The organism is Ignavibacteriota bacterium, assembly GCA_016716225.1.
Classification (GTDB): Bacteria; Bacteroidota; Ignavibacteria; order Ignavibacteriales; family Melioribacteraceae.
Window position 1 is genome coordinate 3,543,413 of sequence record JADJWT010000001.1, and the last position, 24,786, is coordinate 3,568,198.

The 24,786-nt window shown below is 28.4% G+C and carries 16 protein-coding genes; 1 reads left to right on the forward strand and 15 read right to left on the reverse strand.

Going from position 1 to position 24,786, the window contains the following annotated elements:
- Window positions 1–590: 590 nt before the first annotated feature.
- The 14 genes from IPM32_15410 to IPM32_15475 form a co-directional block, all read right to left on the reverse strand.
- The gene (locus IPM32_15410; GenBank protein MBK8946642.1) at window positions 591–1,115 is read right to left on the reverse strand and encodes a DinB family protein; all 525 of its coding nucleotides are present in this window, start codon (window positions 1,113–1,115) and stop codon (window positions 591–593) included.
- 292 nt (window positions 1,116–1,407) lie between these two features.
- On the reverse strand, window positions 1,408–2,805 hold the full coding sequence (locus IPM32_15415; GenBank protein MBK8946643.1) for a T9SS type A sorting domain-containing protein: 1,398 nt from the start codon (window positions 2,803–2,805) through the stop codon (window positions 1,408–1,410).
- A gap of 215 nt (window positions 2,806–3,020) precedes the next feature.
- The gene (locus IPM32_15420; protein MBK8946644.1) at window positions 3,021–3,521 is read right to left on the reverse strand and encodes a hypothetical protein; all 501 of its coding nucleotides are present in this window, start codon (window positions 3,519–3,521) and stop codon (window positions 3,021–3,023) included.
- 8 nt (window positions 3,522–3,529) lie between these two features.
- Window positions 3,530–4,096: a hypothetical protein gene (locus IPM32_15425; protein ID MBK8946645.1), complete on the reverse strand. Its 567-nt coding sequence runs from the start codon at window positions 4,094–4,096 to the stop codon at window positions 3,530–3,532.
- A gap of 232 nt (window positions 4,097–4,328) precedes the next feature.
- Window positions 4,329–5,861: a T9SS type A sorting domain-containing protein gene (locus IPM32_15430; protein ID MBK8946646.1), complete on the reverse strand. Its 1,533-nt coding sequence runs from the start codon at window positions 5,859–5,861 to the stop codon at window positions 4,329–4,331.
- 30 nt (window positions 5,862–5,891) lie between these two features.
- On the reverse strand, window positions 5,892–7,973 hold the full coding sequence (locus tag IPM32_15435; protein MBK8946647.1) for a T9SS type A sorting domain-containing protein: 2,082 nt from the start codon (window positions 7,971–7,973) through the stop codon (window positions 5,892–5,894).
- 491 nt (window positions 7,974–8,464) lie between these two features.
- On the reverse strand, window positions 8,465–10,399 hold the full coding sequence (locus tag IPM32_15440) for a S9 family peptidase (protein ID MBK8946648.1): 1,935 nt from the start codon (window positions 10,397–10,399) through the stop codon (window positions 8,465–8,467).
- 694 nt (window positions 10,400–11,093) lie between these two features.
- Window positions 11,094–11,525 carry a hypothetical protein gene (locus IPM32_15445; GenBank protein ID MBK8946649.1) on the reverse strand — a complete coding sequence of 144 codons (432 nt, stop codon included), beginning with the start codon at window positions 11,523–11,525 and terminating at the stop codon, window positions 11,094–11,096.
- A gap of 132 nt (window positions 11,526–11,657) precedes the next feature.
- A complete protein-coding gene (locus tag IPM32_15450; protein ID MBK8946650.1) occupies window positions 11,658–12,650 on the reverse strand; it encodes a hypothetical protein in 993 nt (330 codons plus the stop codon).
- Window positions 12,629–13,489 carry a hypothetical protein gene (locus IPM32_15455; protein ID MBK8946651.1) on the reverse strand — a complete coding sequence of 287 codons (861 nt, stop codon included), beginning with the start codon at window positions 13,487–13,489 and terminating at the stop codon, window positions 12,629–12,631. Before IPM32_15455 ends, IPM32_15450 begins: the two co-directional genes overlap by 22 nt.
- 9 nt (window positions 13,490–13,498) lie before the next feature.
- Window positions 13,499–14,326 (reverse strand): T9SS type A sorting domain-containing protein, encoded by an 828-nt coding sequence (locus tag IPM32_15460; protein MBK8946652.1) that lies wholly within the window; start codon window positions 14,324–14,326, stop codon window positions 13,499–13,501.
- Between the two features lie 75 nt (window positions 14,327–14,401).
- Window positions 14,402–16,999 carry a choice-of-anchor D domain-containing protein gene (locus tag IPM32_15465; GenBank protein ID MBK8946653.1) on the reverse strand — a complete coding sequence of 866 codons (2,598 nt, stop codon included), beginning with the start codon at window positions 16,997–16,999 and terminating at the stop codon, window positions 14,402–14,404.
- A gap of 141 nt (window positions 17,000–17,140) precedes the next feature.
- A complete protein-coding gene (locus tag IPM32_15470; protein ID MBK8946654.1) occupies window positions 17,141–20,026 on the reverse strand; it encodes a T9SS type A sorting domain-containing protein in 2,886 nt (961 codons plus the stop codon).
- Between the two features lie 93 nt (window positions 20,027–20,119).
- Complete coding sequence (locus tag IPM32_15475; GenBank protein MBK8946655.1) at window positions 20,120–22,906, reverse strand: TonB-dependent receptor; 2,787 nt, start codon at window positions 22,904–22,906, stop codon at window positions 20,120–20,122.
- Between the two features lie 305 nt (window positions 22,907–23,211).
- Between IPM32_15475 and IPM32_15480 the strand changes: the two genes are divergently transcribed.
- Window positions 23,212–24,048 (forward strand): T9SS type A sorting domain-containing protein, encoded by an 837-nt coding sequence (locus tag IPM32_15480; protein ID MBK8946656.1) that lies wholly within the window; start codon window positions 23,212–23,214, stop codon window positions 24,046–24,048.
- Between the two features lie 72 nt (window positions 24,049–24,120).
- Here the strand turns inward: IPM32_15480 and IPM32_15485 are convergent, their stop codons facing one another.
- Window positions 24,121–24,387 carry a hypothetical protein gene (locus IPM32_15485; GenBank protein MBK8946657.1) on the reverse strand — a complete coding sequence of 89 codons (267 nt, stop codon included), beginning with the start codon at window positions 24,385–24,387 and terminating at the stop codon, window positions 24,121–24,123.
- Window positions 24,388–24,786 lie beyond the last annotated feature (399 nt).

Sequence of the window (24,786 nt, forward strand, 5' to 3'; positions counted from 1 at the left end):
GTTTAATCCAAACTGAGATAGATCAAAAAAATGACTTCTGTATTTACCTTGAGAGATATTAGACTTAACAAGATTAACTGGTTGCTTCATTAAATGTGACATAATTATTTCTCCATTAAAATGAAAAAAGACCAGCCCCAATGAGATATTATTCCCTTCAGAACTGGTCTTAATGAATTAGTTATTTATTTTATTTAGTTAATTGTACTTTGATATGTGGAGATACCCGGGGGTTCGCATCGAAAATAGGAAAGAGTCCCAAATGCAGAATAACGTGTTACCTAGAGATTCGTTTGTCGATGGGTTTTATGGTCAATGACGTTTATAAAGAAGGCAAGTTATAATTTAGAATATACTTTCTAACCCTAATATACTAATTAAACCAGTATAATGCGAAGCTGCTTGCCCCGATTCATCGGGGGTCGGGTCGAGTTCGCAATAAAGACCTTGTCTTTATTCAAAAAGAAAGTGACCATACTAGAATTTATTATTTTCCTAATAATTTGAAAATCCATTTTTTAGCCTATTTTATTTTTTGAAAAGTGGTTAATGGCATTTGTTGGTTAAGTGCTTTATATATTTTATTCAAATTAAATCTTAATTAATGGATAATAGTTTTTTTCAATGAAATTAATATGATGAATTTGATGTCCAATAATATTGAAACCCATTGCAAGTATACTTATTGCATGTTTCCAGTTAATACCGGTCTTGAAATAATCAGAATTGTCAAAACTTTTGTAAAGAGATATTGTTGCTTTTCTAACAATAATTAATTCATCAATCAAATCTGATATTATTTTTCCTTCTGCATTTGCATTTTTAGCAAGTTCGTCTTCATTAAATGAAATTACATATTTACTTTCATTTCTTGCAAATCGTAAAACACCCACACTTAAAATTCTTTCAACATCAATTATATGTTGTATAATACCATTTACTGTCCACTTTTCAGGTAAGTATCTTTTACCTTTTAGTTGAGAAAATTGATTTATATTTAAAGAGTTTATTTGTTTTAAACTTTTTAAAAAAGCTTGGTCCAACTCAATATTTTCTACTAAATTGATGTATCTATCAAAATATTCTGGCATTGGATTTATATCGGATTTTTTCAATTTATTCTCAATTTTTAATATGTTGTAAATATTTAGATATCAAAGCAAATAACGGCGTGGCTCCGTTAGCTAACGGATAACCCGTCCGCCCAACACAACAATTTTACTTAATAACGAATGGTTTATTTTAAAGAGCAGTTTTTATTTTTCATTTACAAAAACTGCGACTAACTTTTCTGAATTGTACTTCACTTTAACAAAAAACTTTAGTTAAACTTCCAAACCAACTTTTTACAAAATTCCGCCAAGTGAAAACGGCGGTCGGGTTGATTTGTTTGTTATACAAACATTTTTATTTTAATAATAATAATTTTTTTGTATCAGTATATCCACTTGTCTGCATTTTATATAAATAAATTCCACTTGATAATTTTGAACCATCAAATTCTAAACTATAACTTCCAACTCCTTTTTCTTCATTTATTAACGTTAATATCTCATTTCCCAAAAGGTCATATATTTTTATACTCACTTTTGTTTGATTAGGAATTGAGTACTCAATTATTGTTTTAGGATTAAATGGATTTGGATAATTTTGTAATAACTTGAATATTTCTATTTTATTTTTTTCATCAATATTTGATGTTATATTTTTATAATAGAAACTACAGCTCGCACAAATCATTAAAAGATTATTTCCATTTTTATCTTTAAATTTATACTCATAATCAAGTGGTTTCCAAATGCTGCCATCCCAAAATTCTGATTCAAATTGTATAATATTATTATTTGCATCAAATGTTTGTACAAATCTTGCACTATTTACCCAATTTTCACCGTCCCAATGTTCTTTTAGATATGAAATATTATTCCCATTTTCATCATATTCATATAACTCTTTGTAAGTATAATTCCAGCCAGTATCATTACTTTCCTCATATAAAGTTGATTGAAGAAAATTATTGATATTATAATTATTTGTTTTCCTTGTCCGATTATAGAAGTTCTGTCCATCGGAATATTCTTCAACTATAATTGAGTCTTTTCCAGAATTTGCATATTGAAATGTTGTTTTCCAATTTGATTGCCAATCTTCTCCATTCCATAAATAAATAATTTCAGATGAAACTTTATCGGACTGATAAACAAAAATATTTTTGGAAATTTTACTCCAGTTTTCATTGTTCCAATCTTGATATTCTATTGATACTAATTGATCTAATTCATTATAAGAATATAATTTTTGAGTAGAATTTTCCAATTTGTTATCATTCCAATTTTCATATAAAATAATATCTGTTTTTCCATTTGGGTTTAGAACATAAGTTGTTCTAGACTCTTTTACCCATTCTTGATTTACCCATCCTTCAAGTAGATATAAAATTAAATGGTTATCATTATTATAAGAAAAAGATTTTCGCCAAATAAATACGTTATTCCTTTCATATATTTCTGAAATTATATTGTTATTAAAATCATAACTAAATTGTTTTCTAACTGTTTGTGGTCCATTATACAAATCATACTGCTCAATCGTAAGATTTTTTAACAAACCATTTTCATAATAATCCAGTTTATATTGTTGAGGATTTTCTACTTGCCTTACTAAATAAATACTATCAACAATGGAATTTGCTTGAATTGAATTATAACTATCAAATTTATTTTGACCTAAACCACTGTTAAACGAAAGAACAAAAATTGTAAAGCTAATTAATGTCCAAAATATTTCTTTAATAATTATTTTCATATTTCACCTTATTTGTTTGTATTACCGCGATGCTCCGTTATCCGTTAGCTGACGGATTTCTAAATTGCACTTCACTTTTACAAAATATTTAAATGAACTTTCATACTTTCTATTTACAAACCAAACCCAAACTAGCGAAGCAGCTTGCCCCAATTCATCGGGGGTCGGGTTGCCAACTCGCTTGTTTTAACGGGGATTTGTTTGTTAGGTTTCATCTAAAAATAAATGGATAAAAATATTATTGTTGCCGTATTAATATTTACTTCATCAGGATTGCCAAATCTTAATGATTTAATATCTGAAATACTGAAATTTAATTGTGTTTCAATTCCAAAACTAAACTGTTCGTCAATAAAATATTCACCACCACCAAGTAACCCAACCAAATAATCAGTAACAGCATCACCTTTTTCCGGTGTGGAATTTAAGTAAATAGCCCGACCCCCTAAAAATGGTTTTACAACTCCTTGGGTGAGATAAATTTTGGGAGCTATTGATAGATGTAATTCGGTATAATTATTACCAAAACTTGCTATTCCTACTCCTGGAGATAATGTAAATTGATCACCAATTCGTATTGGGAACAATATATCTAATTGTGCGCCTGAAAATGATGCAGTCAGCCCAAATGAGTGTTTTGCTGATTCCTGTGCATAAGTACTTGTTAAAATAATAAATAAAAAGAGTATGGTTTGCTTACAGTATTTCTTCTTCATAATTCCCTTCAAAAATGATTATTTATAATTATTAAATTTCTCCACATTAGTTGATTATCAACCCGGATATAAACTCTATAAACTCCATCTGGATAATTATTTGCCTCAAAGCTTTGTTGATATGTGCCTGGTGCAAGTTTTCTATTAAGTAGATAGTTCTCTGAATTTATATTGTTCGTGTTAATTAGATAACTGTTTGAATAAAGAATCTTCAATTCTGTTATGCTTTCGTCTAACTTCCCTCTTACTATCCATATTTTAACATTAGCTGTTCTATTTAAAGAAAAACTAATCTGAGTTAAGTAATTAAATGGATTTGGATAAGGAGCATAAATTTTGGTATATAATGGAAGTCCTGATCCAGTATCCGAATCATGGGCTGCTTCCAGTTCAATTTCTCCCTTTTCATTTGGAGTTCCAATAATGCCAATAGGTTCTGGTGATTCTTCACCAGTGCGAATAATTCCTTTAATAACGGGAACTTCATTTCCTAAATAGTAATAATCATTTTCATCAGTGGGATTTGAACAAAAAGCAATGACTATACTTATTAAAACTAGAAATATTATTCTCATTAAATCACCTTTCTTATTAGAAACATAATAGAGTTACGATTAAACTACTGTCCAAGTACGAATTCAGTAATAAAATTAATACCAATAATTATTTATAAACTTTTCTTAAAACTATTCAGATTTAGAAACTTAAAATGAAAAAACAATTATTAAAAATTCACAAAACATAAATGCAAAATGGTATTTGCTAAATCAATCTCATTTTTTTTAGTTTGTTATTTATACAATAATTTTATTTAACTAAAAGTAACTTTTTTATATCTGAAAATTTGTTGACTTGTAGTCTGTAAAAATATATTCCACTAGCTAAACTTGATGCATCAAAATCAACTTGATAATTACCTCTACTTTTTATTTCATTTACTAATGTTTTAATTTCTTTTCCAAGTATATCATAAATCTTAATTGTTACTTGTTCTTGTTTTGGTATTGAATATTTTATTGTTGTAGTTGGATTAAATGGATTGGGATAATTTTGAAATAGTTTATATTCTTTCACAATATCTTTTTCAATATTTACCATAATAGTGGAATAGTGTAAAATTATTTCACCGCCAATAAAATTATATTCTGTCGCAAGACTATCTTTGATTAATAACGATTCATCAACAAGCCCCCAATTTCCACCACTAAACATTTCTGCTCTTCTATTTACCAACAGATTATTTTCGTTATAATCATAGATGAATTTCTTAAAATCTGACCAATTATTTGATGTCCATGATTGCTGTAGTTCATAAGTAATCTGACTATTTGTATTATAGTCATAAGTAATTAAGTTTATATTTTGTAATTCTCCAAGTCCACCTTTTGTTATCAATGAATCCAAATTATTGTTTTCATCAAATATTTTTGCTTTTTCTTGAAATAAAGTCCAAGCATTTTCATACCATATTTCTTTCGTTTCGATTATTTTTTTTATTGAATTAGAATAGATATATTTTTCTTTATTTGTAAAATCGATGCCATTCCATACTTGATAAATTTCTTCAATCAATTCATTATTGTCATTAAATGAGTATATTTTTTTATCTCCTCTCGAAATGGTTCCATCGATAGTATAAAGGTATGTATACAGTATCAGATTATTATTCTCATCATATTCATTTTCGGTCTTTGCTTCAATAAAAATGTTATTTATGTTCCAAAGTTCACTTGATGTAATTAAATTATCAGATTCATATAAATTGATCTTTTTATAATTCTCAACCCAATTGTTATTTATCCAATCATATTGGTATAGCTCAATAATTTGAGAATTAAGATTTCTTATTGTAGTTGTTTTATGGGTATTAGTCCACAAACTATCAATTTTCGTTTGACTTATTGTAACTTCACCATTTGTTAAGAATTCTGTCGTTGTTCGCGTATTCTTTGTTTTGCTTTCAATAATTCTATTTATTTCTCTATTCACATCGTCATAACCATAATATGTAGTGCTCCATAACTGCCATTGACCATCCAGCCAATTTTCTGCTGTTAATTGGATTCTATTCATTCTTTCATCATATTTTTCTGATGTTCTATAATGATTATGCCATGTTGAACCATTAAATCTTTTTTCAATTGTTTGAACTATATAACCTTTATTGTTTCGTTTATATAATATCTTTGAATGTGAATCATATTCCCCATAAATTTCCACACTATCAATGAAGTAAAGGGCATTGTCAAAAACATCTATATATTTGTTTTTAATTTCTTGGGCATAAACGATACTAAAAGAACACAAAATAATAAATTGAAGAGTGATGACTTTTTTCAAAAATCCCTCATTTTAATTAAAGTGATAATATTATTTTAAAATTAGTAGCTTTTTTGTTATTACATTATTTGAAGAAATCAAACTATAAAAATATATCCCGCTCGATAGATCACTTCCATCAAATTTATATTTATAATTTCCCATATTTTGAGTTTCGTTTATAAGAATTTTTACAAGTTCACCAATTGAATTGTAGATAACTAGTTTTATATGTGAAGATTTGGGTAATGAATATTCTATTGTTGTTGTTGGATTAAATGGATTAGGATAATTTTGTTCTAATCTTACATTTGCATGAGTTAATTTTGAAGTAACTTTTATATCTGTTATTTTATCTATGTCAATTTCAAGTAAACGACCCAGATCATCAAATCCCCATATTTTATTTTCACTTGCTCTTAATTCATTAATATTTGAAAAATCGATAATATTGTTAAAAGTTAATCCACCGTCTTTTGTGTATTTAATTGAAGCTGGACCAGTTATGAAATCTCCTAATAAAAACCCTATTTTTTCATCAATAAATAATAATTGTTTTATCTGAAATTCTATATTTTCATTAACAATTTCCCAAGTTAAGCCAGAATTATTAGTTTTATATAAATCATTTTCATTTACAATCCAACCGATATTTGCATTGATAAATTGAATGTCTTTAACATAAAATTCGAGTTCATTACTTTCCCAAGTTTTTCCTCCATCGGAAGAATGATGCACAATTGTAATATCTGTTTCTAAAGGATTATCAAGAAGCCATAAATTCATACTATCTAAAATTTCAGAATCATAAGTGTATAGTTCAGTAATAGTTTCCCAATTTAAACCGCCATCAGTAGTTTTTAGCAAATTAGAATAATCTTCGAATGCAAACCCAATTTGCGAAGAAACAAATTTTAACTCTTTATTGGAATATTTTTGAAATGGGTAAGTAATTTGCCAAGAATTTCCTGCATCGATTGATCTGACAAACTCACCATTTATTCCCGTTAAATAAACATTTTTTTCGTTCGGATAAGAAACACTTGAAATATCAAAAGAAAATAAATCTAATTTATTCCAGTTAATTCCATTATCTGAAGTCATTAGAATTAAGCCATTTGAACCAACAATCAATCCATTATTTTCATCACAAAAATCAATATCAGTAATTGTTGAATTAGTAAATGACTTACTTATTTCTTTCCAATGATTAATTGTACCATAAAATATTTTTCCATGATGATTTTCTTCACCAACAATCCAAAACTTTTCAGCACAAATAGAAATTCCATTGAAAGCTTCACAAGTTATATTTTCTCCAAACCATATTTTACCTCCGTCATTTGTATATCTAAATAAATTATTAGACCCTAATGCTATAGCATTTAATGAATCAATTACTACCAAATCTTTATATTTTTGACCTACAACACTGTCTTGAAGTTTCCAAGATTCCCCACCATCAATAGTTTTATAGATTCTTCCTTCATTTGAATACAGACCTGCGGAAACTAAAAATCCAATTTGATTATTTACAAAACTTATTTTTCTATGCCAAATAAATTTCATATAGTGAACTAATTTCCAAGATTCACCTCCATTGGAAGTTTTATAAATTTCACCAATTGTATTTCCAAACCAGCCGTTTAATGAATCAATAAAAAATATTGTTGATGCCCATCCTGAAGTATGAATTTTATTACTCCAATTAATTCCACCATTCGTTGATTTATATACTCCTTGTATTCCTGTCACAAACAATACATTTTCTGAAACTACATATAAATCAGTCCAACCATAATCAACCGGGCTATAGTTTGTCCAACTATTCCCACCATCAATAGTTTTTAAAATTGGTGAATCTAATCCATCTCCTACAATCCAGCCGATATTCTCATCTATAAAAGATACTTTTTGCAGATTAGAATAGACTGGCATATTTAATGGCACCCATGAATCTCCACCGTTTGTTGTTTTTAGACATGTACTATTTTGTCCGACTGACCAACCTATTAAAGAATCAATAAAAAATATATCATTTAGCGGGTAAGCGGATGGACGTGAATTATTCCAGCTATATTGAGCATTTATTATAATTGGTATTGTTATTAAAAGTAAAATAAATTTTTTCATAATTTATTAAAATATCTAATGTATAAATTTAATATAAGAGATTTTCAACTATTTGTAAATACGTATAAAAACGTACAAAGTAAAATTTCTAATATCCGGAAAGCTCGCAATTGATAAAGGAAAAATTCCGTATTAGTAGATTTGTGTAAATGTTTAATAAATAGGTTTAATTAAATGCTTTTGAACGTAACGAAATATCATTTAATTGTTCAAAAATTATTGTTAATTTATTAACATATTCCGAAAGGAAAATTGAACTCTTCGAGAAAATGATCGAACAATTGAAAGTCAATCTCAAAAAGGCAAAAACATATGATGTTCATTAACTAACGGAACAAAACTTGACTATTACTTCATCAAATTTTTCTGTTAAATTTAAGAATAGATTTCATTATTTAAAATAACTCAATTTTCCACTTATACCAAAAACTTTACACTCTCATAACAAAAGAAAATGTTTTTGCCGTATCAAAATATCATTTGGATAAATATTATCTTTTATTTTCTTTAAAAAACTGAATTGATTTTTTTAAAATAAATTCAACATTTCTATTTTCAGAAATTGAATGATCTTCGTCTTTAATAATGCTAAAACCAAATTTTTTGCCTATTTCTTCAGCCTCTTCAATAAATTCTTCTGTCTGTGAAACTGGTATCGTTTCATCTTTTTCACCATGAAAGAAATAAATCGGACGTTTAATTTTTTCTATGTTATTAATTGGTGAAATACTCTTTAAGAATTCATCTTCATCGCTTGGATCACCAACAGCTGTTTTCCAAAACTCATAATTAAATTCATTATCAAGATCATCAAAGTAATCAATTATGCTAACAATATCTGTTGGAGAAGCAACCGAGACAGCTGCATTATATAAATCCGGATATTGAATTATACTTTCAATTGCTGCATATCCACCGTAACTATGCCCATAAATAAAAATATTGTTGCTATCAGAATAATTTTCTTGAATCAACCACTTAGCCCCATCAGCTATATCATCAACCATTGTTGTAGAGATTTTTTTAACCCCTGCTAGTAAATGGTCTACTCCATAACCTGTTGAACCTCTAAAGTTCATTCGTAAAACGCCGTAACCTTGATTTGTGAAGAACTGAACTTCCGGTAAATAACCCCAATAATCTCTAACAAATGGACCTCCATGAGGTAAAATAACGAATGGTATATTCTTATCATTCGTAATGGGTAAATTTAGATATCCTTCAATACGGTACCCATCACGTGTTTGGTAGTTTATTGTTTTTGTATAAGAAACTTTATGCTTTAATAAATCCTTTGCAAATGAACAGAATAATAGTTTTTTATTTTGAATGGTATTAAAAATAAGAATATGACCTGGATCAACATCACTGTATATTTTAACCAATATTATTGATGCATCATTGTTCCAATCAAATATATCCGCAAAGTATTCGGGATAATGACTTTTTAATGTATCTTGATAAGCTTTGAATTTTTCACTAAACCATTCAGTATAAGGTTTATCTCTCTCATATCGGATTCCAATTAGTTTTTGTTCGGAATCCAAAAAAAGTAATTTGGTATCATTATGAATTGGGTTACCAATATCATATTTACTATCTTCAAGAATTGTATCAATATATTCCTTTTTGTTGATATCAAATGAAAGAATTCGCCATCTTGGATTATCAATTGAAGAACTAAAAAAGACAATATTTTCATCATAATCAAAATCTAAAAAATTCAATTTTTTATTGATAAATGAATTTCCGTCCATATCTAAATTAATAGTATTCTTACTCTCCCATTTTTTATTATTCTTCGTGAAAAATTTGATTTTTCCATCATCGTTTTGAATACCAAGTCTCACTATACCTTTTTTGTCTACCAACCATTGATTTATTTTATAATCATTGCCATTTTCAACTTCAACTTTTTCTCCAGTATATATGTTTAGTTTATAAATTACTGGAAAGTCATCAATTCCTCGAGTTTCTATTAAAATATTCTCAAAATCATCTTTAAGCACATTAACCATCTTTGAGGTTTGAATATTATTTAACAGACTTCTTTCACTAAAATAATATTGCTTTTCTTTTTTCCAAATACTCATTAATTGTTCTTTTTCAGTTCCATCTGCATTAATTGCATATAATACACCCATTTGCTCATATGATAATCTGTTTTCTGATATCCAATTTAAATTTAAAATAGGATATTTTTCCAATGGGATATCACTTTTTAATTTTCCCTGTTCAATATCTGTTATAAATATGGAATAACCTGTAGAACGCTTCCTGACTGATGCCATATACTTTCCACTTCCCGATATAGAAAATTCATAGTCATTAACCGGATACAATAAATCACTGATAGGAATTTCTTGAGCAAAAGTTAGTGAGTGTAATAGTATAATAAGTACAATATTTTTCTTAAGTGTGTTCATGGTTCTATTTTATTTAATTTTGATAATTCATTATTTCCCAGTTTATATCTATGATTTCTTTATAAAAGATTTTAAGAAAAATTAAATTATAAATAAATTAATAATACTTTATATAAACTAAATGCGTCATATTAAAAATAAAACTTATTTAATAATCTAATATTTAATTTTATAATTAAGATATAAATTAGAAGAAAATTATCATTTTGTAAATACGTATAAATACGTACAATGTAAAATTAATTATAACCCGAATTGCTGAATTTACTCTGGTATCAGCAAAATTGATTGTAAAAGAGTCACGCCGGGGGCTCGCAATGGATTTTAGAAAGAGTCTCAAATGCAGAATAACGGGTTACCTAGGGATGCGCTTGTCGACGGACATTATGGTCAACGACTTTTATAAAGATGAAAACTAAGTAAACTTAGGATTTACTGAAAGAGTTAAAATTCAAATATATTTGATTTAAGTGAAGTTGCCTAGCTTGTTCAAATGATTTTATTAATTGAGTTTTTTTTCTTTTTAATTCTTATACATTATCTTATAAGTTTAATTTAAGTTTTTTCATTATAAGTTTTTTCCAATCTTTTAATTAATGGTCAAAAAAAAGATAATTAATAAATCATAAAATATTATTTATTCTATTATTAAATAATTAAGTTCTGATATTTATTACTTATTAAAGTATTATTATTAGTTAGATTTGTAGTAGTTGATGATTTTCACAACATTGTTGATAATCTGATAATGATTGTATGGAATCTTATTATCAAACCACGTTTCTTCAATAAAATCAAAGATATATCTCTTCCAATTATCTTCCAGCAAATGAACAATAACTCGACTGAAATTTTTATTAAGACCAACATACATAGAAGTATTATTAATTAAACTATAGGTTAAAATTTCTTGACCGAACCAAAATTTTGCATGAATAAGTAACTTTGTTATTTCATCAAAATACTGGTCACCTTCATTTGTAATCTTCATATAAATATGACTACAAATTCTTCTTATATCTCTATTTGGAAATAATTTTGCCATAGTTCTATAATATTTGCATGAGCACTGAAGTGTATATAGATTTACCTCGTTTCTTGAAACTTTGAGTGTCTTTTTCGTCACGTTATCGTTATAAGGAATGATATAAGACTCTGATAAAAAAGGTTTCTCGTTATCAATATAAAGTTCTATAAATTTATCTTGTATATTATTCATGGCGTTATAAATTATCCATAGAAAACTATTTTAAAAGTTTTATGAGCCAACTTCTATTTTCCCTTTTTGATTAATATTGATTATGTGAGCATGGTATGGTATAAGATTGTTTGTAAGTACATATTCTTTAGTTTTGTTATCCCAATAGAAAATATTTCCCTGAAGTATGTTTTGAGGATAGCTTTTAATATTGTTTTTGTCAATTGTAGTAGGTAAAGAACCAATCCAATAATATCCTGAAGAATTTATTTCCACATCAAATTTGCTTAATGGTTTACCATACAATTCTACTATTTTTTTATTTTCAACAAATACCCAATAGCAGTTTCCTTTTTTAAGTGTATCATCAAGTACTAAATGAGTTTGATTATTTATTGTTTCAAAAGGGCCATTATCAATTTCCAATTTTAAATTTTCATATTCTTGTTTAGAAATCTCAAATGGGATGGAAATCGCATTCCACCCTGGATATAAATTAAAAAGTGCGACATTATTAGAAGTGTAAAAATTATTAGAATATATTTTGTGGTTTAGTTTATTTGTAACATTTACATAATCCGCTCCCAATACAATTGTTTCATAAATGTTATCAAAACTCCATTCTAATTTTAATTCACTAAATAAGAATTTTTTTGAACTATAAAACCTAAATCTTCCTACTCTAACTTTATTAATTATTGTTTCTGATCCAACATTTGACGAAAATCCAATTATACAGTCATTGAATCTTTTAAAATTATGAGTTTTATATATTGGATTTTGTAATTGTGAGGAATTAGAAATAACTTCTAAGTTTATCTGATCAAAAATATTTACATCATAATTCAAAATTAAAAAACATTGATATGCATTAAGAAGCAAGCCATTTTTGCTTTCTAAAAAAATTTCGAATTCAAGATTATGAGAATTTATTTGATGAATATTTTCTACTGTAAATGAATAAATATATCCTGAACCATTTATAACATTTTGAAACATTATAAAAACTAATGTTGCTTGTATAAAAAAAACTATTTTTTTAATTCTTTCCATAAACCATTATTCGCAGAAATTATAAAATTTGTTTTATTAAATTCACATATTCCCCAACAATTATTTTTAAATGTTGAAGGTTTAATTATAAATTTGTCGTAATCGATAGTATATAAACCAGTGATAGAAGAAATATATTTTTCACTAATATCTATTCCATTAATTGAGGAAATTTCTTCCCAATCATTTACATTTTTTCTTTTCAAGTAAATTTTAAATCCCGCAATTATTAGATTCTCAAATTCATCCTCATAAATTGAATAAATTTTCCAAGGGGGGAATTTATGTATTTTACTAAATTCAGAATGTTGAGCTTCATAAAAAGTGCCGTCTTCGCCTCCGGCGTACATTTTACTTTTACCAACTTTAACTGAATAAATGGGATTTTCCAAATCTTGAAAATTCCATGTTTTACCAAAATTTTCACTAATGAATATTCCCCCATTACCTGGGAAACCTACTCCTAATAAAATTGTGCTATCATTAATACTTATTGATTGAACTTCATCATTTATGCCTTCTACCCAAGTCCAAGAAAGACCATCATCAAGTGAATAAAGAAAAGTACTCGGCTTTTGGGCACCCCATAAACCAACGAAAATTTTTTCATCAATTACTTTAATTGAACGTACAGGTTTTTGAATCAATGAATCCCATCTTGTTATATCTATACTTTTGAACAAGCCTTCTTTACATCCTATATAGAATGAAACACCACTATCAATACAATAAATTTGGTCTGAAGGAGCATTTGTCTTTATCCAATTATTGTCGTAATCTTCAAAAAATAGACTTAACCCGTTAATAAATATTAAACTATTTAGAATAATAAATAGCACATGTTCTCCTTATTTAACAAACATCATTTTTCTTGAATGAACAAAATTCTTAGTTTTTAACTGATATATATAAAGTCCAGTTGTTAATTTATTTGCATTAAATTTTATGTTATGAAAACCAGCATTTAAAGTTCCGTTGATTAGACTAGCAACTTGTTTTCCAAGAATGTCGTAAACTTTTAATGTAACTTCACTTTTAGTATTTAATGAAAAAGAAATATTTGTTTCCGGATTAAATGGATTGGGATAGTTTTGATATAATTCAATATTTGATGGTATCGTTTCATTTTCCTTAATATCAGTTAGAGGATTAAAATTAGTAAATCTTAATTTGAAATTATATTTTGTTAATGCCGGATTTAGTTCAATTGAGTCCCGCCCCGAAAGTATTGTTTCCGGAATTATTAATCCGCCCAATTGATCTGAAATAATTGCTTCAATTCCAACCGGATAATTAATTTTTAATTTGTTTCCAGCAACCATATTAATAACTTCTAAAGTTAGTAAATGCTCACCGGTATACGGGAATCCTGTATAGTTGCGTACGTCTGGAATTATGCCTGTTGGATAATTTGTTATTAAAAATCTTCCATAAATTCCTCCTGGAGGTGCTGGTGGACCCTCAATTTCATATACTCCTGTTTGATCATGAGGCCCATCAAAGTTATCAGATGCTTTTGTATCAAGAGCCCATAAAATTCTAGTTTTTTCAAATGTATCAGTAACTTGATTTACTATAACTGAATCCAAATAACCATCATAATCCGAAGATTTTTGAGCATTAACAATAACGGAAGTGATTGTTAAAATATAAATTAGAAACCAAAATTTTTTCATATAATTATTCCTATAAATACTTTATGAGTTAATTAAAACTATCTCATCTATAAAGATGAGATAGTTTATTTTAAATTATTTCAACATCATCATTTTTCTAACAGCATTAAAATCTCCCTTACCTGCATTCATTCTAACAATGTAAATTCCGCTATTAACAAATGATCCATTATTATTTGTTCCATCCCAATTTAATACTACTCTTCCACGATCTACTTCACCAAGGAAAAGAGTTTTAACTTCTTGTCCTAAAACGTTATAAATAATCAGAGAAACATTATTTGTTTCAGGAACAGAAAATTCAATTTTAGTTGATGGATTAAATGGATTTGGGTAATTTTGTTCTAATGCATATTCTGTTGGTAAAATTGGAGCTGATTCAAAAGCATAAACTATTTCAACATCCTCAATTTCTTGATTTTCAGTATTGGCAACTATAAAGCTCTCAAGTTTAACATTTTCAGGATTTACAACTTCCAATGGTATAGAAACAAGAGAGTGTTTTCCGGGTTCAAGAATTTTACTATTACTATTATCGTATATAAGTACTCTTAGTTTTTGAGCTACTTGCTGATAATATACTTTTCCCAATTCAGTTGATAAATCAAGATTTTTACTTACCAAATTAAGAATGTTATTATAATTTAATTGAACGCCTTTAACTGCGATCTTATTTTCAATTACTGCACTTAATTCGTTTTCAGTAACATAAACAGTTATTCTCGCATCTGCATTATAATTTGATTTACTTAAAGTATTTGATTCTGCAACTATTTCAAATGATTTTACTGATAAATTTCCACGAGAAGGAGTTCCATCTGGGAATTCTCCATCTAGGATTATTTTTTGAATTAGAGCTAAATCTTGAACGTTAACTATACCATCACCATTACTTGACCAAGGAGCAATATCTGCCCTTTCAAATTTACTTCCAGCCATAAGTTTAACTTCCAAAATGTGATCAACAACATCTAATAAATCAAGTAAATTTATAGTTCCATCATTATTAACATCACCTTTTGAACCATGAGTTGATCCGTTTCTTATTTCTATAATTTGAGTTAATGTATCAGCACTTGGAACTGTGGTAATTTGTGTTGCATCAACTTCACTTGCATAAACTTCAATTAATTCAATTGATGTTCTTTGGGTATCTGGTTGATTAATATCGGCAACATAGTAATCAAAAACAAAAAGGTCTTTATAATCTCCTGCTAATAATGTTGTAGTTCCATTTCCATAAAGAAGAATATTAATTTCATCAACAGTTGTTAACATATCAGAAGATAAATTTCCTCTAACTATATTTGTTAAAAAATTCCAATTACCTAGTTGTGCTACAGGAATTGCATTTCCCAATCTAACTTCATCTAAGATAATTTTACCATTAGTAACTAATTTTAATTCAAGTGCATGTAAGCCTTCTGTTCCTTCATATTTTAAACCAAGGCTATCCGTAAAACTTCTTTTGTCTACTCTAACAACCGTATCAACTTTTAATTCATTTGCTGCATTGTATCCATGGAAATAGAAAACACCTCTTGAGCCCACAAATCCTGAACCCGAAGCAGTAATAACATTAGGTGAACTAGTTGCATCGCTAACAAAGCTTATATTTGCATTTGAATTACCACCTGCTGTTGGTGAAAATCGAACTGTATAAACTTCTGAAGCACCTGGTGCAATTGTCGCAGTTACATTGCCTGTAACAGTAAATGACGGATTATCAGAAGTAACATTACTCATAATCATTGGATTTGAAGCTCCTTGATTAGTAATTGTAATATTTACATTACTAAAGGAACCAACGGCAACAGAACCAAATGATAACGAAGAAGGATTTGCAGAAAATGTTGCTCCCGGAACTTGTCCAAAACCAGTTACAGCAACTAAGTCAGTGCTTGATGATATAAATTCAATATTACCTGAATAAGTCTGAGCTGCAGTTGGTGCAAAAGTAACTGTAAATGCTTGTGATCCACTGGCAGCAATATTTGCTGTAGTTGGGTTTATTGAATATCCTGCTGGAAGATTAATTTGTGTTATATCAAGAGCTTGTGTGGGACTTGTATTATTAACAGTTAAAGATAAATCTGACGTATTACCTACCGCAACACCATTAAAATTTAGAGATGCTGGTGAAGAAGAAAAATTTGAAGGAGGTGCTGGTGGGGTAAAATTAGTAAATGTTATAACAAAATCATAAGAAGTAAGTGCGGAATTAAGTGCAACGCTTGCATTCCCAGTTAAAGTTTGATTATAAATTGTTCCAGTTAGTTTATCCTTAATTTGAATTGAAATACCTGTTGGTAAATTAACTGATAATTGGTTAGGTGTTGTTAGACCTACTAATTCTAATGTTAAAGTTGTAGAACCGGAATATGGAAAACTTGTATAACCTCTAACATCCGGTATCAAACCAGTAGGACGTCCAGCTATTGGAAATCTTACATAAAGTCCAGCTGGCGGAGCTGGCGGTCCTTCTAATTCAAATGCAGCAATATCATCAAATCCATCAGTTGCTAAAGGATGAAGTGCCCAAAGGGCTCTTGACCTTTCTGTTCCTTGTGTTACAACTACTGAATCCATATAAGAATAGTTACTTGCATTTTGAGCAAGCATACTACTCAAATTCAGCAGAACTAGTGCAAAAATAAATATTAATTTTTTCATTTTTTTATCCTCATGCTTAACTATTAGTTTATTTTATATAAGTTTTTTCATATATTTATTTGTTTTTTGTTACTGAAAGTAGCATTAAACCATGATTTACTCGGCAATCCTATGAAAATAGGATTGCCATTTTTTTTTAGATTATTTTAATAACATCATTTTTTGAACAGAAACAAAGTTGGAAGAAGTTAATTCGTAGAAATATAAACCTGATGATAAACCTTTTGCATTCCAATTAACACTATGGAAACCAGCTTCAACAGTCTCATCAACCAAAGTTTCTACCAATTCCCCTAAACTATTATAGATTCTCAATTTTACATTTGCAGTTTCTGGAAGAGAAAATCTTATTACTGTTGTTGGGTTAAATGGATTTGGATAGTTTTGTTCCAAAGTATATTCTGTAGGCACAGATAATACTGAAGAACCGCTTATATTTATCAAATAATTAACTGCTTCACTAACAACAAATTCTTCACCATTTTTTACTTGATGGCCTGTTATTTCTAAATTTGTACCTTCGAGTTTTACAGTTACCGGATATTTCACACCATTTAATTTGATATCTTTTGAACCGTTTATTACATCAACTAATCTGTTACTTGAGAATCTAATATCAAATACATCTTCTGAAGGAACTGGAGGCATTTCAAATCTTTCCAAATTTTCATCTTTATCAGCTATATATAAAGTATATCTCATACCATTAGCATCAGAAATGATAATTTTTGCCCATTCTTCATTTATTATACTTTCGTTCTTTGGCAATGCAGGGCCATCTTGAGTTGGAATTATTAGTTCTCCGGCAGCTAATGATTTAACCCAAACTGCTGTGCCAGGATTTACTGTACTTTTAATTTCATAACCATTGGAATAACCCCAATAAACTGTACTTGAATTAATTGCACTTGAAGGAGCTGTTCTAATATCTGCAGTTGCATATGCGTAATCATAAGCACCTATTAAATTCCAACCAGTTGAAATTTGTACATTATTTCTTTGTACATTATTTCTTTGTACATAAGATAAATTGGTTTGTGTAATTGCAGCATTTCCAGTACTCTTTAACCAAAATGCTTTAGCAGGAACTATATTTGATGTTGTTGCTATATTTTCATAAACTCCAGTTGCATTATTCCATCCCCAAGCAACAGACATAGTTGGATAAATTGAAGAAGCCTGCATACTTGTCATATTATAACCAGGGAAAGAAATCAAATTCCAACTTGTAAGAATATTTTGTGAATGATTAAATGTAGTAGCAACTTCTATTGTTATTCCGGCAAAAGTTGCTCCAGGTTGAGTAAAAGATACAGAGCTTTGTGTTTTCATATTTACATCAGCAAATATTGCACCACTAAGACCATCTTTTAGAGTAAATCTTCCTGGTCCTAATTGAGCTGGATTCCATGTTAAAGTTGCTGTACCAGAAGAAGAACCAAAATCACCTTTTAAAGAATAAGTCACTGCAGAGCTTGCATTTTGTAAATTAAGAAATACATCGTCAGAACCTGTTATATCAAATCTAATATCGATATTTCCTGCTATATTTGTTGGAGCTGCTAATTCTCCAAGAGAATTATCCAAACCTGAAGTTGCAGTTGTTGCACTGCCAAATACAACTTGTCTTGATTCGTAATTATTGTTTGTTAAAACAATCGATGCTGTCCAATCTATATCATCTCTATAAGATACTGATTGAGGATCATAATGTGCCCAACCTGCATCCCATCTGTTTTCTTTTGAAAAAGCACCAACATAAGTTGTTGTTTCAAAACCTGCTAATTTTGTATTTGAGAAACTTGCACTGCCTAATAAGGGCGAACCAGTTGTTGGTTCAACATTTGGATTAATAAAATTAAATGGGTCAGCTAAGTTTAAATTAGCTACTTCAGCAGCACTATAGTTATCAGCATTAAACCAAGCCAATGCATCAATAACAGTTCCATCGTTATCTGAAGCAGAAACTAAAGGTTTTGATGATGCAAGACCAGCAATATAATTTTTTTCATATTCTACAGTATTATCAAGAAGCAAATTCACTTGATTAACTGCATTACTACCATCAAAGAAAATTCCTCCTTCATCGAATCCTGTAATTACGGAATTGAATAAATTCATTTGTGAACCTTCACGTTGGTGAATACCATAATAGTATTCAGGATCAAATGCTGTTTGAGATGAATTTTGTTTTGGACCAACAGCAGTAATATTTGAAAATATGGGTTTTGAAATTGGTGCTGTTAAAGGAGAACCAGATTTACTATCTTGTTCAAAAGCTTCACTTTTGCTTACGTCAGCAGTCCATGAGTCTCTAAAAATAAATCCATATTGAATGTTTCCTCTGTAACCTTCATCACCATCGAAATCATCATCTAAAGATTTTATCGCAATTAAATGACTTGCATCATGATTTCCACCAAACCACTCAAATGCATCATCTCTTGAATAACTAACTTGAACGTGGTGAATTTCTGTTCCACTTCCAACTGAACCTAAGGTTAAGCCATTTATTTCGTTATTTGCTGAAAGTTCAATTCCAGGGAATTCAATTCTGACATATTTAAAAACACCACTGTTATCTGCATCATTTGTACCGCCGTATACTGCACCTTCACTTGTTGGAACACCTTCTATAGCAACATTTAAACCTTTCCAGTTAGAAGCAGCGCCTAAAATAATAACACCGCCCCAATCTCCCATTGCTCTTGAACCTGCGGGTAACTGGCTGGTAAATACTATTGGATTTGTTGCAGTACCATTTGCATATATTTTACCACCTCTTTTTACAATTAAAGAACCCTTTGTTGAACTCTCGCCTAAAATCACAGTCCCTGCTGGAATTGTTAAAGAGACAAGTGAATCAACATAAACATACCCACTCAGCAAATAAACATTATTTGCATCAAGTGTTGTATTACTTGTAATATGGCCAGACAACACAACATCATGGGGTGTTAAGTGTGTTTGCCCAAAAACTTGACTAAACAAGCCAATTGTTAAGATTATTAAAAATATTTTTTTCATGATTTACTCCATTTGTTATTTTTTATGATTTTTTTTACTTCAAAAGATTTTTTTGTTTCATCAACCTCCTCATTTGTTTTGTAAATCTGTTATTTATAGTTTATATGAAATTCCAAGTGAGTATGAGGTATGTTTCTCTTTTAACTTTTGCAGTTCGTTGTATTGAGAATATGTTTCATCTTCATCAAGGATATTGCTAATTGATAATTTGAGTTCAAGATTTGATATAATTGTCTGTTTATAGATAAAATCAATAATATTTTTGGGATCTTCGTAAATATCACCTTCAAGAATTTCACCGATTCCAGCCTGAATAATTCTTTTACCAAATCTATTATAGAGGATGCTGATGTTGCTTTGCCAGATTGGATTTTCATATTCTAATCTAACATTTATTACGTAAGGTGATTGACCTTGCAATGGACGTGATTTTCTTGACTTATTTAATAAATCATCCACTTTTGTTTTAATAAAGCTATAATTAGTGTTAAGAAAAAAATATGATAAATAGTCAGTTATAACCCTTAGACTATATCTACTTTCAAATTCGAAACCCCAAACTTCTGCTTCAGCTGCATTTTTAAACGTTTCCTCATAATTTCCGGAAGTTGGAACAACTGCCTGTTCAATTGGATTTTTAATGGTTTTGTAAAATGGACTTACGGATAAATACTCATTTATGCCTGGGAAATATTCAAAACGTATGTCATAATTATCTAGATTTGCAGTTTTTAGATCGGGATTACCTCTGACAATTGCCATTGTTTCAAAATCAAAATAACCAAATGGTGTTACTTCTCTTAACTGAGGTCTGTTAATTGTTTGGCTATATGCAAACCTTAAATTAATATTTTCATTTATTTTATATATTAAGTTATAAGAAGGAAATACTTTGTCTGAATTATCGCCATTAATTTTCATTGGAGTTTGGTTTATTCCAAATCCAGTTTTTGTATTTAATGTTAGTTGATATTTTTCAAATCGTAATCCGCTAATAAATATGAAATTTTGATCCCATAAATTGAATGGAATTTCGAACATCAAATAGATACCGATGTTTTCTAATATTGAACTATAATTATGAGTGCCCTCAAAATACTCCTCGTATCGAATATCACTATAATATTCAAAATTATTGATATCAAAAGCCGAATCAGGTTCAAGATAGTAAAGTTGACTTAAACTCCCGCTTAAATAGCCTCTGGGAATAACTACTGAAAGATGCCTTGCATTGTAAAATCGATTTGAAGTATTATATATTGTACCAAATTTAATTTTTGTTGTATTAACTGGAAGTTCAAAGTCAAAATTCAGACTTCTCAAGTATTCATTCAGATTTGTAAATATTCTTGCACCGTAATCACTTGGAGATACTGTTAATTTGAGTCTCCAAGGGTCATTAATTTCATCTTTTGCATAAACGTATTTTCTACTATCTGGTTCATCTCTTTTTGTTTGAGAATAAGATCCTTGCCATTTTAATTTTAAATCTAAAAGTTCAGGAAAGAAATCTTCTCCAACTAATTGAGTAGATAAGAGTTCTCTTGAAACAAATTCTAATTCATTTCTTTGTTCGTACTGTGAATGGTAATAATAATAACCTCCTATCTGTGTTGTTTCCTTGTCTGAATTCACAGAATAGGAATTCTTGAAACTAACTTTATGATGATTTCCTAATTTATAACTTAAGTTCAAAATGGCACCACCAAAAACATTCCAATCAGATTTGTAACCTTCAAAATCTAAATCCGGAATTTCGTTTTCACCTCCTGGGCCTCCCCAAACAATTGTACGTATTTTTTTATTATCAAATTTTGATTTATATAATAAAGAAGATACCAAACCAATTTCTTCGCCAAACAATGGAAATATATCCGAATAACTAATTCCAAAACTTTGATTTAATGGTGATTTAACTTTGTTAATATTCCAATAGTGATTTAAACTATTTACAGCTTCGTAATAATCTTGACGCTGCTCAGAATTAAATAAATCCAACTGCGAAAAATCTTTTGGGAAATTATTTGGTAACGTTCTTATTCCATCATCAAATCCTAACCAATCATATGCGCCGCCATGATAAGTAAGAAAATCTTGATTAGTTACTCCTTTAGTATAACCTAACGAGTAATTAATAGAGATTGATCTATTATTTGGAAATTCTATTGTGTTAACTTTTACAAGTCCACCACCAAATTCACCTGGCTGATCTGGCGTAAATGTTTTAATAACGATTGTGTTTTCTATTATTCCACTTGGAATTAGATCAAATGCAAATGATTTTTTATCAACCTCGGTTGCTGGCAATTGTGCATCATTTAACATTGCATTACTATATCTTTCACTTGTTCCGCGTACATAAACAAACTTATTATCCATTAATGTTATTCCAGATACTCGTTTAAGTGCATCTGCAGTACTTGCATCTGGTGATTTGCTTATTAATTCTGCACTTAACCCATCACTAATTACAGATGAATTTTTTTGCTTGTTAAGTAGAGCACCTTCAAAACTTAAATCAGCCTTTTCTGTTACTACAACTTCATTTATTACTAATGCTTCTTGTGAAAGTGCAATATCAACTATGGTTGTTTCATTATCTTTAATTAAAATATTTGATTTGGTAACTGTAGAATATGAAATGAATGAGTATACTATTGTATAATAACCCGGTGATAAGTTTTTAATTTTATAACGACCATCAAGATCAGTTGATGCACCAATATTTGTATTTTTAATTAAAATATTTGCACCAATTAATACTTCACCACTCTGTGCATCAACAATTTTTCCTGAAAGTTGTCCAAATGCAAAAGCTTGTAATGAAACACCTAGACTTAAAATGAAACTAAATATTGATCTGTTGAAATTATTTTTCATGGGGGTACTGATAAAAATTTTTTAGGTTTATTTGATGCGGTTAAAATATTCTTAGTATGTTATTGGAAAATTAAGTGATAATTAAAAATACGTTATTATCATATTAAGCTGGTATTAAGCATTTATTAAGCCAGTATTAACAAAGCAAGAATACTTTTTAAATACTATTCCAAAATATTTTATAGACATTATTTAAAGTACATAATTAAGCAGCACTATAATATTTGACTAAACTACTTAACAATTTGTTAACTTAAATTTTAATACCAAGATTCGATAATCAAGTAATAAATAAAGAATGTACTATGATGAGAATATTATTAGCAGCTTTTATAATTTATACTATTTTTATTGGAACAACACAAGCCTCAAATTTTGAATTTAAAAACCCAAAAAAAAATCTTAAAGTAATTGAAAATTTGAATTCAATAATCGTTAACGATACAATAGTTTTAAATAACCAAGAAAAAACTGCTATATATGCTTTTATGTTTAAAATAGTAACAAACAATAATTTAACTGATAAAAAAATTATAGATTTGATTGAGATTAAGGAAGGTAATCAATTCAATAGAGATTGGAATTTATTTTCTAATATAAAGTCTGGGTTAGATAATAAAGATACACTTATTGTAATTGGATTAGGTAATACAACAAAATTGAATATGATGAAATATGATGATTTTCTTGAATTGAATTATAAATTGAACATCCCAAATTTTTCAGAAGAAATAAATTCTTCAATTGAAATAATCTATTCTGAATTTAGTGATGAAAATGGGAATTTATTAATAAACAATCAAATAGATAAAAGTTTAAAGACAATTCATATGATAATTAATAAATCAGAATTGGAAAATGTTAATAATATTGAATTACACCAAAACTATCCAAATCCTTTTAACCCCAAGACAATAATTGAATTTTCAATTCCTTCTTTTCATGAATCAAGTAAGAACTTTTCTGAATTATTTGTTTACAATTTACTAGGTCAGAAAATCTATAATTATGAAATACAAAATTTAGAGCCAGGAAATTACAAAGTTGAATTTGATGGAAGTCGGTTATCAAGTGGAATTTACTTTTATGAACTTAAGTCAAATTTGTATTCAAAAAAAAGAAAAATGTTATTAATTAAATAATGATTTAACTACTTTGTAAAATGAAATTTAACTATTCTCAAATTTTGACTTGTTAAACATTTTTAAATTTCCTTAATAATATTTTGAGAATTTACATTCATTTAAATACCAATATTTTTCTAACCTATTTACAAAATCATAAGGCTTTTCAGCAAAGATCCAGAAAGCAATTGGCAATAATTTTTTTTCTAATTTAATTTCTTCATTTTTCAGCATATTAAGTATTTCATACTTAAAAATTTCATCAGTTTCAAAATAGTTTTTTTCAACTATGTGGTGTTTTAAAACAGAAATATCATGGAATTTTCCTAAAATTTCAGATAAACGATAAATTTCCAAAGCAAAGGAATCAAGGATAGGATTCCATATGAATTTTAAAAATGAATGTAATAAAATAAATATTTTACGTTTTTCTTAAGTTGTGATATTTTTTTCAGTCGGTTTTTTAATTCTTCTTTCTAATAATTTCTTTCCTTTTTCGTAATTTTTTCTTAATCCAACTTTAACAACATCAAATTTTTCTGAATTAATTTGTATCATTTCTACTCTAGGTCTGAATAACACAATTTATCGAAAATTTGTTATTAGTAAAGTTTTAAATTACATTTTGGGTTCACCTAGAAAGATAAAAAGACTTCAATATTCTAAATATGCCAAGCTCGCAATGAAATCCGATTACCTCACCTATCTGAATATTTATGGCTACTAAGATGCTGATTTCGATGTGTAATTTGCAAG

Excerpts from the sequence above, each read along its gene's own strand:
- IPM32_15415 (MBK8946643.1), bottom strand. The coding sequence starts at position 2,805 with ATGAAAATAATTATTAAAGAAATATTTTGGACATTAATTAGCTTTACA.
- IPM32_15420 (MBK8946644.1), bottom strand. The coding sequence starts at position 3,521 with ATGAAGAAGAAATACTGTAAGCAAACCATACTCTTTTTATTTATTATT.
- IPM32_15425 (MBK8946645.1), bottom strand. The coding sequence starts at position 4,096 with ATGAGAATAATATTTCTAGTTTTAATAAGTATAGTCATTGCTTTTTGT.
- IPM32_15435 (MBK8946647.1), bottom strand. The coding sequence starts at position 7,973 with ATGAAAAAATTTATTTTACTTTTAATAACAATACCAATTATAATAAAT.
- IPM32_15440 (MBK8946648.1), bottom strand. The coding sequence starts at position 10,399 with ATGAACACACTTAAGAAAAATATTGTACTTATTATACTATTACACTCA.
- IPM32_15450 (MBK8946650.1), bottom strand. The coding sequence starts at position 12,650 with ATGGAAAGAATTAAAAAAATAGTTTTTTTTATACAAGCAACATTAGTT.
- IPM32_15460 (MBK8946652.1), bottom strand. The coding sequence starts at position 14,326 with ATGAAAAAATTTTGGTTTCTAATTTATATTTTAACAATCACTTCCGTT.
- IPM32_15465 (MBK8946653.1), bottom strand. The coding sequence starts at position 16,999 with ATGAAAAAATTAATATTTATTTTTGCACTAGTTCTGCTGAATTTGAGT.
- IPM32_15470 (MBK8946654.1), bottom strand. The coding sequence starts at position 20,026 with ATGAAAAAAATATTTTTAATAATCTTAACAATTGGCTTGTTTAGTCAA.
- IPM32_15475 (MBK8946655.1), bottom strand. The coding sequence starts at position 22,906 with ATGAAAAATAATTTCAACAGATCAATATTTAGTTTCATTTTAAGTCTA.
- IPM32_15480 (MBK8946656.1), top strand. The coding sequence starts at position 23,212 with ATGATGAGAATATTATTAGCAGCTTTTATAATTTATACTATTTTTATT.